The following is a 13,667-nucleotide window of genomic DNA, read 5'->3' on the forward strand; positions in this document are numbered from 1 at the left end:
CTTCGCGGCTAATCTAATAACCCAAAATCTTCAAAACCTGCTTACTGTTTTGTTCCTCTCCGAAAACTTCAAAGTTGAAACTCTCATCACGATTTCTCCGGATCAACACATGTTTCGGACTAGGCAACAAACAATGGTGTATGCCTCCATAACCGCTTAATACCTCTTGGTAAGCACCCGTATGGAAAAACCCAAGGTATTGTACTTTACGGGTTTTTGGCATAAATACACTGTTCATGTGTGCTTCCTGGTTGTAATAATCCTGCCCATCGCAAGTAATACCGCCAAGGTTTACCCGCTCATATTCTGCATCCCAATTATTAATAGGCAACAAGATGTATTTTTGGTTTAAAGCCCAAACATCTGGTAAGTTGGTAATAAATGAACCATCCAGCATCAACCAACGCTCGCGGTCGTTTTGCTGCTTGCGGCCTAACACCTTGTATAAAATACCCGAAGCCTCTGCCACCGTATATTTCCCAAATTCAGTAATAATATCCGGCTCCATTACCTCGTGGATGGCACAAATTTCTTTAATTCGTTTAACAATTTCGTTTACCATGTACTCGTAATCAAAATCGAAAACTAAAGAATCCTTAAACGGCATTCCACCGCCAATATCTAAGGTATCCAAATCGGGATTAATTTTTTTGAATTTGCAATACAGCGTTACGTACTTCTCTAGCTCGTTCCAATAATAAGGCGAATCGGTAATGCCCGAGTTGATAAAGAAGTGAAGCAACTTAACCCTAAAATTAGGATTGTGCACAATTTTATTGTTGTAAAAATCAATAATATCTTCCATCCGTACCCCTAAACGAGAAGTATAAAATTGCGAATCTGGCTGTTCCTCAGCTGCAATTCTAATCCCCAGGTTACAAGGCGTATCAATATCAACTTCATCATCAAAGAGGTTAAACTCTTCTTTGTTGTCTAACACTGGGATAATGTTGGTATAGCCATCGTGCAACATATCAATAATATATTGCTTGTATTGGTAAGTTTTAAAACCGTTGCAGATAATGGTCGTATCTTTTGTTAAAATGCCTTTTTTCTCCAACGCATCAACCATAGGCATATCAAACGCCGATGAAGTTTCTAAGTGGATATTGTTTTTTAAAGCCTCTTCTACAATATGTCTAAAGTGCGAACTTTTAGTACAATAGCAATACTTATAATCGCCACGGTAATTGTTTTTTAAAATGGCAGTTTGGAAAAGAATTTTAGCTTGCTGAATTTTCTTGCTTACCAACGGTAAATAGGTAAAACGTAGCGGCGTACCATACGTTTCAATCATTTCCATCAGGTTTAAATCCTGAAAATATAATTCATCATCTATAACATCGAATCCTTCTTGCGGAAAACCAACGCTTAGATCAAGAAATTCTGAATAACTCTGCATTTACGTAGTAATAATTTTTGCAAAAATGTAATTTTAAATCGAGAATTAATCCTTATTCAAAATATTTTTACCGTATAGATACGCAATAATTCCAAGTGTAGCATCGCAAGTGCAGCTTACAAGAGAGCAAAGCACTGTCTAAAGATTAGCCGATTAGATTGTGGCTAATGCCAGAGCCTTTAAACTGGTTGCTCAGCTACGTTTATTGATTAAATTAGATAAGGGATTTGGAAAGCACAGCCTGCATTTCATTTTAAGCGGTAGTCCCGCTCTCCGTTTTACTCAACCGAAGAAAAATCGGTTTTCGTGTTCACTGCGATCGGGTTTAGAGGGCCTGGACAGCAAGTTTTATAAAGGGATTTGTTCCTACACACGTATGCTTCTTGTACCGTCTCGAAAAAAAATAAAAATTTATTATTTTGTTAAAGTAATTAATTGACTGATCCGTCTACCTTAAAAAATACTTTAACTACCAGACGATATGATCTCGATCTTCAAAACCAACATTGAAACAGGAATGCAACTAAGTAAGATTGCAAACCATCTAAACAATCTGCTTTCTAACGCATCCTGGAGTGTAGATTTAGCCGACACAGATAAAATTTTACGGATAGATTCCAGTGTAGATAAAATTGGCGATGCCGTTTCTTTGTTAACCAAATTTGGCTACGACTGCGAAAATCTTCAGAATTTTAATGCACCACCGGTATGGTAGTGTACCCGCCGAGTCAAGGAACTGAGTTCAACTAAGAAAAAAGTGGCAATCATCCCACCACGTGGTGGAAGTTAAAGTTTTAGCCTTTTCTTAAATATTTGGTTAAGATAACGATGGTTTGCCCTTCTACTTTACCCTCAATTTGTTCGGTATTGTTATGCACTAATCTGATGTTTTTTACAACGGTACCAAGCTTGGCGTTCAAAGTACTACCCTTCACATCGAGCGTTTTTATCAACACTACCGTATCGCCTTCGTACAAACGGGCACCATTACTCTCCTGGTGAAATTCAACGGTACCATCTTGTTCATGGTCGCCGGTTTTCTTTGCCCATTCTAGCGTTTCATCGTCCAAATATAAGATATCTAAACTATCGGCAGCCCAACCTTCATTCCTCAGCCTACTTAGCATTCGCCAGGCTACTACCTGCACTGGTGCATGCGCAGACCACATGGTATCTGTTAGCACTTTCCAATGATTGGCATCTAGCTGCTCGGTTTTTTCAATTTGATCTTGGCAGGTTTTACAAACAAGCACACTGTTGTATAATTGCGCATTGCTTGCAGGAGGTACTTCATAAATACCTAAATGATCCTTGGCATTGCATAATTCGCACATTTTATCCGCACGAGTTTCTAATTCTTGTAGTAAAGACATGGCCTTTTTTCGATTTTTGGCGAAAGTAGTAAAACTAATTGGAATACAATTATGATCCTTTTTACAATACCTAAGTTTTGCCTATATCGACACAACTATTTTTCAGGTAAATGAATCTCGGCAAGCATGCACCTGGCACTGCCACCGCCATTTTTTTCGATGGTATAAAGTGGTGCCTGCACAATTCTGCAATATTGCTCTAAATTGCTGATTTGATTATCATGGAGGGAAAGATAGGCCTGTTCTGACATGATCAATAAATCCTCTCCGCTTAGGTTGGTAACCTGCAACATATTGCCAGCGAAATGGTTCATTTGATCTAAGCTGATGTCGATAATTTCCTTCCCGGTGCTATTCAGGCGCATCGTTACCGCCATCCGCTCTTCTTCGTAGCGTATAGACTCCAGGCAAACGACGGCGAATTGATCACCTACGCACATCATCACGTTTGTATGGTAGATGGGAAAGTTCTGATCATCTACTGCCTGGAAAGACAGCGCCTCGTAACCTGTGAGCATACAAAAGTTATCCAGGACTTCTTGATCGGTACGGACGCTTAAACAGGCATAAGCCACTTTATTCACCCGATCTAAAACCATGCTACCAGTGCCTTCCAAAAATGCATGCTGCATTTCGTAAAAGCTTAAATCGCTGACATGATTTACCTCAAACTTATTTTTCAGGCCATCTATAATTTCTTTTCTGCGTTCCTGTCTACGGTTTTCTGAAAACATCGGGTATAGATAAACCGAACCATCTTCATGGAAAGAAACCCAATTGTTAGGGAAAATTGAGTCCGGTGTTTCAGGTGTCAGGGTATCGTCAACAACGGTTACATCGATATCGTTCTGCTTCAATAGCTTTACAAAGTCATCGAATTCTTTTAGCGCTTGTGCCTGTACATCATGTGCTGTAGAGGCAACCTGAAACTTGTTGTTACCAGCAGTTTGTTCGTTGAATTTAAAATCAACGGGGCGAATCATCAAAATGTGGTTGGTAGTTTGCATAAGACTTGAAGGTAAAGATTTAAAAATTAAGGGTTTTGCCGGACAAATGTTACTTTAAGTTTTTCAACTTAAGCTGTCTCTTAAAATTGGTAAGCTCATACAATGAAAACCGCCGCGGGCACGAGATAATTCTGCTGATGGCATTAAAATTAATGTATCTGTTATGCTTTCAACATCTGCTTTGCCACTTTCTAAGTCCTGGATTAAATCTTTTACATCTACCACACTAAATCCTGCCGTTTTAAAAGCCTCTACGGTTTTATCGTTTCTGTCGTAGCCCAATACCACACCCTCTTTTATAGCCAACAAATTGCAGGAATCCGTCCATTGCTCTCTAGAATCGTAAGGGAAGGTGTTATTACCACTGTAAATAATTTTAGTAGGCTCGTTGCTTTTCAAGTCGTTCTTACTGATGTCGTTTAGCAAAGCTTCTACATGTTCGAAATGTTTAGGCGATTGCGGATTGGCTTTCGTAAACTGAATCGCGGTAGTAGCTTCCAATTTCTCGGGTTCCTTTAAAAAATTAATTGGCTCGTAAGGATTGTATTTGGGTGAATGTGCTATCGAATTCAAGATTACCCATGTATTGCGTTTTACCTGGGTAAATACCGTATCGAGGTGCATGTAATCTCTTTTGCTTGGGATTTTAACCACCGTAACTTTCTCTACCACATCATGCTCGAACAACAACTTAATTGCTTCATTAGCGCCATGCTCAGACGTTCTTTCACTGCAGCCAATGAGTATGTGATTTGGACTTACCATCATCACGTCTCCGCCTTCTAATGTAGTGCTAAATGCAGGCTCATCGCCCGGGCGTAGAAAGTGCATGGTCACATCCGGAATTTCGAGCACCTTATCACGGTAGCTGGCAAACAATGGATGGTTAAAAAAGATATACCGCATCAGCAGCGTTTCGCGAACGCGGGCCTTCTTTGCAGGTTTGTTTAATAGGATATGGTTATTGATAGTTGTTCCAACATCACGGGTAAAAATGAGGTTGGGGATTGGTGCAAAGATCATGGTATCGTTTGCCAGGGTGCCCGAAATGAAAATTTCTGCCAATTCTTTATGGTCTGTATTGGTTAACGCAATTTGAACCTTGTAGGTGCAACCTTCTATGGCACAAACAGCGGCAACTAATTTCTTCCTGATTGATTCATCTTGCAGCATCTCACTCAATAAATTCTGAATTTCGATTACGCAGTCGGAGTTATGAAAATCTGGGTGGTTCGGTTTAAAGAAGTTTCTATTACCTTCTTCCGAATCGATTTGGGCAAGCTTGCCTTTAATCTTTTGCGGATCGAGGAAATACATCAGGAGTTTAAGATAATAATCGTATTCGCCTTTGCGGATGGTATCTAAATGAACAATATCTTCGAAAAGCCAGTCTTGTGCCTTTGAGGGTACTACCTTGCCCAATCCGCTATCCGGACTGTGAATCAACAATTTGCGCAACCTACCAATCTCGGTGTTTACGCCCACTTTAAAGTTTGAATGCTGCTCGCTCATAAATTAAGTTAGTTATTGCAAAGCTATTAGAAAAATTCAGATATTAGAATTGAGATGATTGATTTGAGGTTGACCTGCACAAGCAAGTTTGTTTCTTGTAATAAAGTTGCAAATTAAACCTCATTGAAGCGGCAGCTCCCGATTTTCGATTCTTCATCGAAATCAATCGGGACTACAGCGAAAAGGAGGGCTGAAGTGACCTATAAGTGCAACAGTACCTTTCCAATTCTTTAAAAATGTTTTCTCAAATAATGCTTTCCGCCTTCAGCCTTCCGCCTTATGCTTTCCACTTTAGTCTTTCATCTTTAATCCTTATTTTCGCCCTATGAATTTTATTATTACCGCAACACAGAAAGCCATTCTCGAACTTTATCAGGAAGAAGTTGCCGAAAGTGTGATCAACATACAAGAAACCCGTAAGGAATTTGAAGGTCAGGCTACCATAGTCGTTTTTCCCATTACTAAAATTTCAAAGAAATCGCCAGAGCAGACTGCAAATGAAATTGGAGAATACCTGGTTGCCAATGTTGCCGATGTAACCAAATTTAATGTTGTTAAAGGCTTTTTGAACTTAAGTATTGCTGAAAGTTATTTCTTAAAACAATTTAATGAAGAAATTTTAAAACCCGATTTTGGGATTTATGCGCCGAATGGTAAAAAGGTAATGGTAGAATATTCTTCGCCAAATACCAATAAACCACTCCATTTGGGCCATGTACGTAATAATTTATTGGGTTATTCGGTTTCGGAGCTGTTAAAAGCTTATGGTTACGATGTAGTGAAGGTAAACCTGGTTAATGATCGTGGTATCCACATCTGTAAATCGATGCTGGCCTGGCAAAAGTGGGGCAATGGCGAAACACCAGAAAGCACAGGCTTAAAAGGCGATCACCTGGTTGGAAAATACTATGTGATTTTTGATAAAGAATATAAAAAAGAAGTAGACGCGTTAAAAGCTGAGGGACAAACTGAAGACGAAGCCAAGAAAAATGCACCACTGATTAAGGAAGCACAACAAATGTTGCTTGCCTGGGAACAGGGAGATGAAGCGGTTGTATCCCTTTGGAAAACCATGAACGAGTGGGTTTATGCCGGTTTTAATGTTACCTACGCCAATTTGGGTGTAGACTTTGATAAATTTTACTACGAAAGCAATACCTATTTGTTGGGAAAAGGTACGGTTGAAGAAGGTTTGGCCAAAGGCGTTTTCTTTAAAAAAGAAGATGGCTCGGTGTGGATTGATTTGACGGCTGATGGTTTAGACCAGAAATTGGTTTTACGTGCAGATGGAACCTCGGTTTACATTACACAAGATTTGGGTACCGCCGAAATGAAACACGACGATTTCAACATGGATGAATCAATATATGTGGTGGGAAACGAGCAGGATTACCATTTTAAGGTGTTATTCCTGATTTTGGAGAAACTGGGTAAAAGCTGGGCGAAAGGTTTATACCACCTATCGTACGGAATGGTTGATTTACCGAACGGTAAAATGAAAAGCAGGGAAGGAACGGTTGTTGATGCAGACGAACTGATTGAAAGCATGGTAACTACCGCCCGTGAAAAAACGGAAGAATTAGGTAAAACCAACGATTTTAGCGAAGAAGATAAGGCGGAGCTGTATAAAAACATAGGTTTAGGCGCCCTGAAGTATTTCTTATTGAAGGTAGAACCGAAGAAACGCCTGCTTTTCAATCCGGCAGAAAGTATCGATTTTCAAGGCAATACAGGTCCTTTCATTCAGTACACCCATGCCAGGATTAAATCGTTGTTGGCAAAAGCTAACTATACCCAAAAGACTACTGGTGTGGACGCAGAGGACTTGATGCCGGTCGAACTGGAAATGATTTTGCAATTGGCGAAATATCCTGCGGAGATTGAAATAGCTGCTAAAGCATATAGTCCGGCGAGTCTGGCTAATTACCTATACGAATTGGCAAAACTGTTTAATAAGTTTTACCACGAGGTGCCACCAATTGTTAAAACCGATGAAGGGGACAGCAAGCAGCTTCGCTTAAATTTATGCAAAAAAACAGCAGATGTGATCAACGCAGGTATGCTTATTTTGGGGATTACGTCGCCAGAGCGGATGTAAGGAAATGCCATTAGTAGAAATTATGCTTGTAAACTTCTGGCGTAGTATTTATGCTTAACGATTTACTGCTGTTATGCCTTGCAGCTTTTTCTGCAGGATTTATAGACGCTATTGTAGGTGGTGGCGGACTTTTACAGACTCCGGCCACTTTACTCATTTTGCCACACTATCCGGTTGCCACTTTACTCGGAACAACGAAGATTCCATCCATTGCAGGGACCAGCTTAGCCGCTTATCGCTATGCGAAAAAAGTAAAGTTTAATTACAAAGTGCTGGTTGCCTGTGCAATTGCGGCTTTCTTTGCAGCACTTGCGGGTGCATTTTTGGTTAGCAAGATAGATAATTCGATTATTAAGCCCATTATTTTAGTGGTGCTGGTTGCGGTTGCCATCTATACCTATTTCAATAAACAATTTGGTATTCACCAGGAGAAAAATCACGCCGTGAAGAAGCAGGTTGGTTTAGCGGGCTTGTTCGGGTTGCTAATTGGCTTTTACGATGGGCTGATTGGCCCCGGAACCGGGTCATTTTTAATGCTGGCCTTCATTGGTATTTTAGGTTTCGATTTTCTTGGTGCCAGTGCACATGCAAAAATTGTTAACGTGGCCACCAACCTGGCTGCCATTATCTATTTTAGCCTATCGGGACACATCCTTTTTCAGTATGCCATTCCCATGGCCATATTTAATTTAACAGGTGCTTATTTCGGTACCCGGTTAGCCCTGCTTAAAGGCAATCAATTTATCAGGGTCTTTTTCCTGATAGTTGTTTTCGGTACCATTTTACGTTTCGCGTTCGATATTATCAAAGCTTATTTCTAGCCATGAGGAGGGAATCATCAGCATTAAATATTGGACTTCATAAAAAAGCTGTATAACCTATAGATGTTTTTTCATCGCCTTGCGATGGCCAAAGACGCATTTGTTCCTGGCAAAAAACTCCTCAATAGATTATACAGCCTGTAGAATAGCGAAATCGCTCTTAATCGTTTTCTGTTCCAGATTTTACCGTTACTGTTTTCTTCTTTCTAAATGCGGGGAACGTCATAGGGCTTTTTGCCGGACGCTCATCGCCCAATAATACACCCCATTGTTTAAACGAATCGGTACGATCGAAAATGATTTTCATAACCGCTACAATAGGCAGGGCGAGGAACATGCCCGAGACCCCGGCAATACTTCCGCCGATGAAGACCCCCAGAATGGCAAATAAAGCATTGATTTTTACTTTCGAACCTACGATTCTTGGCATTAAGATATTGTTATCTAGAAACTGAACGAAAGCGATTACACCTAACACGGTAATTACCGGCCACAATTCTTGCGAAGAAGCCAAGGTTAAGAGCACGCCAATCAAGTTGCCAATTAATGCTCCGACATAAGGGATGAGGTTAAGGATGGCGAAGACTACGCCGATTAAGAGGGCGTGTTTTATGCCAATGAGCATCAAAATTCCTCCAAGTAAAACGGTCATGTAGGTAACCTGGATCAGCAGGCCCACTAGATAGCTTTTGATAATACTTTCTGTTTCGTAGATCGCTTCTTTCACTTTCGGATGGTCATCGGCTTTAAACCACATGAAGATAAAACGAAGGAGGATGTCTTTATAAAACAGCATCAGGTAAATGTAGATCGGCAAGAGGCCGATGAACACAAAGATGCCGCTCAGGGTAACCGCTGCACCGCCAGCCAGTGAAGTACCCATATTCATCAGGTCATCACTTTTATCCTGGATGAAAGCTTTTTGCTGCTTATCATCGTAGTGCGTAATTCGGCTAATCCAATCGCTCAGCGAGCTAATATGTTGTGAAACGTTTTCTTTTATCTGCGGAAAATCTTTCACCAGAATACCAATTTGGTTGGAAAAAAACCAGACAATCAGGGCTACGAAGAGTGCTACCAGTAAAATCGGTAAAATGATGGCCAGGGTTTCCGGAACTTTTTTCCTTTTAAGGAAACGATAAGTTGGCAGCAGCATAATGCTGATGAAAAAGGCCATTAAAATTGGCATGATGATGTCTTTTCCAATGACCATGACGGCTGCAACCGCCATTAGGCCCAGTAATTCGATTGATCGTTTTACGGTTAAAGGTATATTGTTATACATATATGGTTTATTCTGATTGAGAGTTAAACACTATCGCCTGTAAAATGTTTTCATTTATCCATTTACCGTAAATCTAAAAAATCATCAGGGAAGATTGCGCATTTTCTGAAGGCCTGGTCGATAAAAAATTACCATCCTTAAACGATAAAGCGGTAGATAAGCTTTATTTTTGTGTTTTACACACAAAGGATGAACAACCACGATACCATCATTGCCTTATCTACACCCTCTGGTGCAGGTGCCATTGGCGTAATCCGCCTATCCGGGCCAGATGCCATTTCCCTCACTAACCAGGTTTTTTCGGGTAAAGACTTAAGTCAGCAAGCTTCGCACACCCTACATTTCGGTTTAATTAAAGATGGCGAGCAACTGGTTGATGAAGTAGTAGCAGGGTTGTTCGTGGCCCCGAAATCGTATACCAAAGAGCATGTAGTCGAAATTTCATGTCATGGTTCCAATTACATCATCCAACAGATTATCAGTTTGCTTATTCGCAAGGGAGCAAGGGCAGCAAAGCCAGGGGAATTTACCTTAAGGGCATTTTTAAACGGTGCTTTTGATTTAAGTCAGGCCGAGGCTGTGGCCGATTTGATTGCTTCTAACTCAAAAGCTTCGCATGATGTGGCCTTGCAGCAGATGCGTGGTGGTTTTGCCAACGAGCTGAAAGACCTCCGCGAACAGCTGATTCATTTTGCCGCCATGATAGAGCTCGAGCTTGATTTTGCTGAAGAAGATGTAGAATTTGCCAATCGTGATCAGCTTACCATTTTGGTGCGAAGGATTAACCGGGTTATTGGTCGGCTGATTTCTTCTTTTGAATTGGGTAATGTAATTAAGAATGGGGTTCCGGTGGTGATTGCCGGCAAGCCCAATGTAGGTAAATCGACCTTACTGAATGCCTTATTGAATGAGGAAAGGGCTATAGTTTCTGATATTGCCGGAACCACCCGTGATACCATCGAAGACGAGCTTACCATTGGCGGGGTAGTGTTCCGTTTTATCGATACAGCAGGCATCAGGGATACGGCCGATATTATTGAGGCGCTTGGTGTGGAGCGTACCCTTGAAAAAATGAAGCAGGCCAAATTGATTATATACATGGCCGATGCGGCACAAGGCATTGCCGAAATAGAGGAACAGGTGAGGGGCCTGGCGCAGTTGGACATTCCTTATCTCACTCTAGTGAACAAGCAAGAACTGCTTGAACCTGGCCATCGTAAGGCTTTGGAAGCGCTGGATGTAGTTTTTATCTCTGCGAAAGACAAGGTAGGGATTGATGAGTTGAAAACTACGCTGCTGGAGCAGGTTAACCTGCATCACATCAATACGGGTGAAACTGTGGTGACCAACATCAGGCATGTGGAAGCTTTAAAGCAAACTGAAAATGCCTTGCAACGGGTGCTCGACCAGGTAGATCATCCTGTTACTTCAGATTTCCTTTCTATGGATATTAAACAGGCGCTCCATTACCTCGGCGAGATTACGGGTACGGTAACAACCGATGATTTGTTGGAGAATATTTTTACGAAGTTTTGTATTGGGAAGTAACGTTCATTGGCAAAATCAGCTTTTAAACTAAAACTTTTACAAAAAGCTATCGCATAAGCAGTAGGCTAGTTGATGGTTGCAGTAGGCTAGTTGATGGTTGCAGTAGGCTAGTTGACGGTTGCAGTAGGCTAGTTGATGGTTGCAGTAAGCTAGTTGATGGTTGCAGTAGGCTAGTTGATGGTTGCAGTAGGCTAGTTGATGGTTGCAGTAGGCTAGTTGATGGTTGCAGTACGCTAGTTGATGGTTGCAGTAGGCTAGTTGATGGTTGCAGTAGGCTAGTTGATGGTTGCAGTAGGCAAGTTGATGGTTGCAGTAGGCAAGTTGATGGTTGCAGTAGGCTAGTTGATGGTTGCAGTAGGCTAGTTGATGGTTGCAGTAGGCTAGTTGATGGTTGCAGTAAGCTAGTTGATGGTTGCAGTAAGCTAGTTGATGGTTGCAGTAGGCAAGTTGATGGTTGCAGTAGGCTGGTTCGGCGTTCTTTCCAGTGACCAAGAAACTGGTAGGGGCTGTAAACAAAAGCAGCAGTGAATTTTCGATCGACTGCTGCTTTATATGAGGGATAGGTTAGGGATGATTTTTAATAATTTTTTTGATCTTGTATTGCTGTCAACTTATCATTCGTGAAATAATAGTATTTGTATTCAGGAAAAACATATTGCTCTGAGGATCCGTATTTAGTTTTTGTTATATTAATTGTAACAGGTTTTTCCTTTTTAACCCATCCGAATACTAATTTACTCATTCCTATCATTATTTCGCCTCTCATAAGACAATATTTATCAATGTTTGAACCATACTTTTTAACGTACTCATTAATTTTTTGTTCTTGTAATACTTCTTCCTCTCTCGTTTTTCTTTTAATTTCATTTTGTAAACTATCCATGAAATTTAAGTCTTTCGCAAAAGCAACTTTAAGGCTGTCAGGATTATTTAAGTTGCTCTGTAAGGTATAGACAGTTGTTCCATTTTTGTCACGTGATCGAAAGTACTCATTTTTAATTTCGGTAATCCATATTTTTTCACCAGACTTAAAAGTTCCAATGTAAGCAGCATCCGTAAATAATTTATATCGACTTTCTTTAATTGTAGTTCCTATGACATATGTTTTAATAACTTGGGCAGTTGAAACAAAAGGAACAAATAGAATTAGCATTAAAAATTTTCTCATATGGTGGTATTCAGTTGGTTCAAATAAAAGAATAGCATAGAACTGATTTCTTGAATAACAACAAAGTATTGATATATTCTAAGGCAAAAAAAAAACACAGCATCCTACACATGGCTTAAGCGGTTAAGTTTGGTTATAAATCTAGTTAAAAATTGACACTTTTTATTTATAGAACTTTGAGCACATTAAAGCATAATACGTGGATTTAAGATGCAAGACTATCAAAAACAAATAGTCCTTTGATTGCTGAAATAGCAGGTAATTCCAAAAGAGCAATGAAAACAATGTAGATAGCATTATGCGGAAGATCTTTAAATAGAAATTTAGTGTTAATGAAGCAAATTCAAACTTCGATAGCAAACCATAGCATGTAATTGGACGTGGCATGTGCAGTTTAAATGTATCTTGCAAATTTTCTTAGTTCAGTTCGGGAAATGCTCAATTAGGCGTTTAATATTCTTAGCAAAGGTCGTTTCTTGTGGTGTTTAACTTATTAAAGAGAGCCAGTGAGAAAGGATAGCGGGCTATTACGTTCATGGTTTTAGGAATTTGCAAGTTGCAATTGATTCGCTTAGGATTCTTTCCAGTGACCAAGAAACTGGTAGGGGCTATAAACAAAAGCAGCAGTGAATTTTTAATCGACTGCTGCTTTATATGAGGGATAGGTTAGGGATGATTTTTTTCATGGCTATCGTTTTATGGTTCTAAACTGTAAGCCAGAAATTTGCTTAAACGCTGCAGCGCCTGCGCCATATACCGATTTGACATAATTTTTAACATCGGTAGCTATGGCGCCCATGCCCGTTTCATTGTTATAAAATATTTTATCACGGGCAATTCTCCCAGTACTAATGGCCGATTCTGCTTCGGTTACCGCCCTGTTTTTTTTGAGCAATTCGTCATATAAACCAATTAGCGTGGAAATTTGCAATTCCGTTTCATTAGGGGAATAAGCTGGGATGCTTTGAAGCAATTTAATTTGCTTATCGAAACTGTCGAGCTTACTATCAAAACTCATTTGTGATGTTGAAATCTGGTTCACCGTTTTTCCAGCTGCCAGTAAACTTTGTTTTTCTTCTTCTGAAAGCTTAGCCGATGCCCTGCTGCCCTGTAATTTACGGTTGTTGGTTTCGGCACTTTCAATAATGGCCTTTGTGGCGCCGGTGGCTTTTAGCGCATTCACCAAGCGGGTACTTAATTTTTTTAAGGGATCAAAGGCTACCGTCCGATCGGCTACTGCATTGCTGTAAGCGGCTTGTAAATTGTTTACCTGGTCTAGGGCTGTCCTCGCTTCATTGGCCTGGTTCTGTAAGCTGACCAGCTGAATGGCTACATTACTGGGATTGTAGTTTGCCCCATAGCCTTTAACATAGGTAATGAGCGTTTCAAAGTTGGCCAAATTCTTTGCATGGCCGGTTTCATAAACTGTTGGCATAAAATTTAATTTAAATGG

General features: G+C 40.3%; 11 protein-coding genes. 4 read left to right on the forward strand and 7 right to left on the reverse strand.

Going from position 1 to position 13,667, the window contains the following annotated elements; translation table 11 throughout:
• Positions 1-13: 13 nt before the first annotated feature.
• Positions 14-1,402, reverse strand: coding sequence for an arginine decarboxylase (locus OQ268_RS10970; RefSeq protein WP_265856173.1), 1,389 nt, complete (start codon positions 1,400-1,402; stop codon positions 14-16).
• A gap of 481 nt (positions 1,403-1,883) precedes the next feature.
• Between OQ268_RS10970 and OQ268_RS10975 the strand changes: the two genes are divergently transcribed.
• Positions 1,884-2,117, forward strand: coding sequence for a hypothetical protein (locus OQ268_RS10975; RefSeq protein ID WP_265856174.1), 234 nt, complete (start codon positions 1,884-1,886; stop codon positions 2,115-2,117).
• Between the two features lie 79 nt (positions 2,118-2,196).
• Here the strand turns inward: OQ268_RS10975 and OQ268_RS10980 are convergent, their stop codons facing one another.
• The 3 genes from OQ268_RS10980 to OQ268_RS10990 all read right to left on the reverse strand — a co-directional run bounded on the left by OQ268_RS10980 (position 2,197) and on the right by OQ268_RS10990 (position 5,294).
• Positions 2,197-2,775, reverse strand: coding sequence for a PhnA domain-containing protein (locus OQ268_RS10980; RefSeq protein ID WP_265856175.1), 579 nt, complete (start codon positions 2,773-2,775; stop codon positions 2,197-2,199).
• 95 nt (positions 2,776-2,870) lie between these two features.
• Complete coding sequence (gene ctlX / locus OQ268_RS10985) at positions 2,871-3,782, reverse strand: citrulline utilization hydrolase CtlX (RefSeq protein WP_265856176.1); 912 nt, start codon at positions 3,780-3,782, stop codon at positions 2,871-2,873.
• A gap of 63 nt (positions 3,783-3,845) precedes the next feature.
• Positions 3,846-5,294, reverse strand: coding sequence for an arginine deiminase family protein (locus OQ268_RS10990; RefSeq protein WP_265856177.1), 1,449 nt, complete (start codon positions 5,292-5,294; stop codon positions 3,846-3,848).
• A gap of 325 nt (positions 5,295-5,619) precedes the next feature.
• Between OQ268_RS10990 and argS the strand changes: the two genes are divergently transcribed.
• Together argS and OQ268_RS11000 are read left to right on the forward strand one after the other, a co-directional pair.
• Entirely contained in the window at positions 5,620-7,392 is a 1,773-nt protein-coding gene (gene argS, locus OQ268_RS10995; RefSeq protein WP_265856178.1) for an arginine--tRNA ligase, read from the forward strand.
• 50 nt (positions 7,393-7,442) lie between these two features.
• Positions 7,443-8,213, forward strand: coding sequence for a sulfite exporter TauE/SafE family protein (locus tag OQ268_RS11000; protein WP_265856179.1), 771 nt, complete (start codon positions 7,443-7,445; stop codon positions 8,211-8,213).
• A gap of 160 nt (positions 8,214-8,373) precedes the next feature.
• On the opposite strand, the gene OQ268_RS11005 is transcribed toward OQ268_RS11000, so the two are convergent.
• Positions 8,374-9,498 (reverse strand): AI-2E family transporter, encoded by a 1,125-nt coding sequence (locus OQ268_RS11005; RefSeq protein WP_265856180.1) that lies wholly within the window; start codon positions 9,496-9,498, stop codon positions 8,374-8,376.
• A 189-nt stretch (positions 9,499-9,687) separates the two neighbouring features.
• Between OQ268_RS11005 and mnmE the strand changes: the two genes are divergently transcribed.
• The gene (gene mnmE / locus OQ268_RS11010) at positions 9,688-11,046 is read left to right on the forward strand and encodes a tRNA uridine-5-carboxymethylaminomethyl(34) synthesis GTPase MnmE (protein WP_265856181.1); all 1,359 of its coding nucleotides are present in this window, start codon (positions 9,688-9,690) and stop codon (positions 11,044-11,046) included.
• A 577-nt stretch (positions 11,047-11,623) separates the two neighbouring features.
• On the opposite strand, the gene OQ268_RS11015 is transcribed toward mnmE, so the two are convergent.
• Complete coding sequence (locus OQ268_RS11015) at positions 11,624-12,214, reverse strand: SH3 domain-containing protein (RefSeq protein ID WP_265856182.1); 591 nt, start codon at positions 12,212-12,214, stop codon at positions 11,624-11,626.
• Between the two features lie 688 nt (positions 12,215-12,902).
• Positions 12,903-13,649, reverse strand: a complete 747-nt coding sequence (locus OQ268_RS11020) for a hypothetical protein (protein WP_265856183.1) — start codon at positions 13,647-13,649, stop codon at positions 12,903-12,905.
• Positions 13,650-13,667 lie beyond the last annotated feature (18 nt).

This window comes from Pedobacter sandarakinus (assembly GCF_026240095.1).
GTDB lineage: Bacteria > Bacteroidota > Bacteroidia > Sphingobacteriales > Sphingobacteriaceae > Pedobacter > Pedobacter sandarakinus.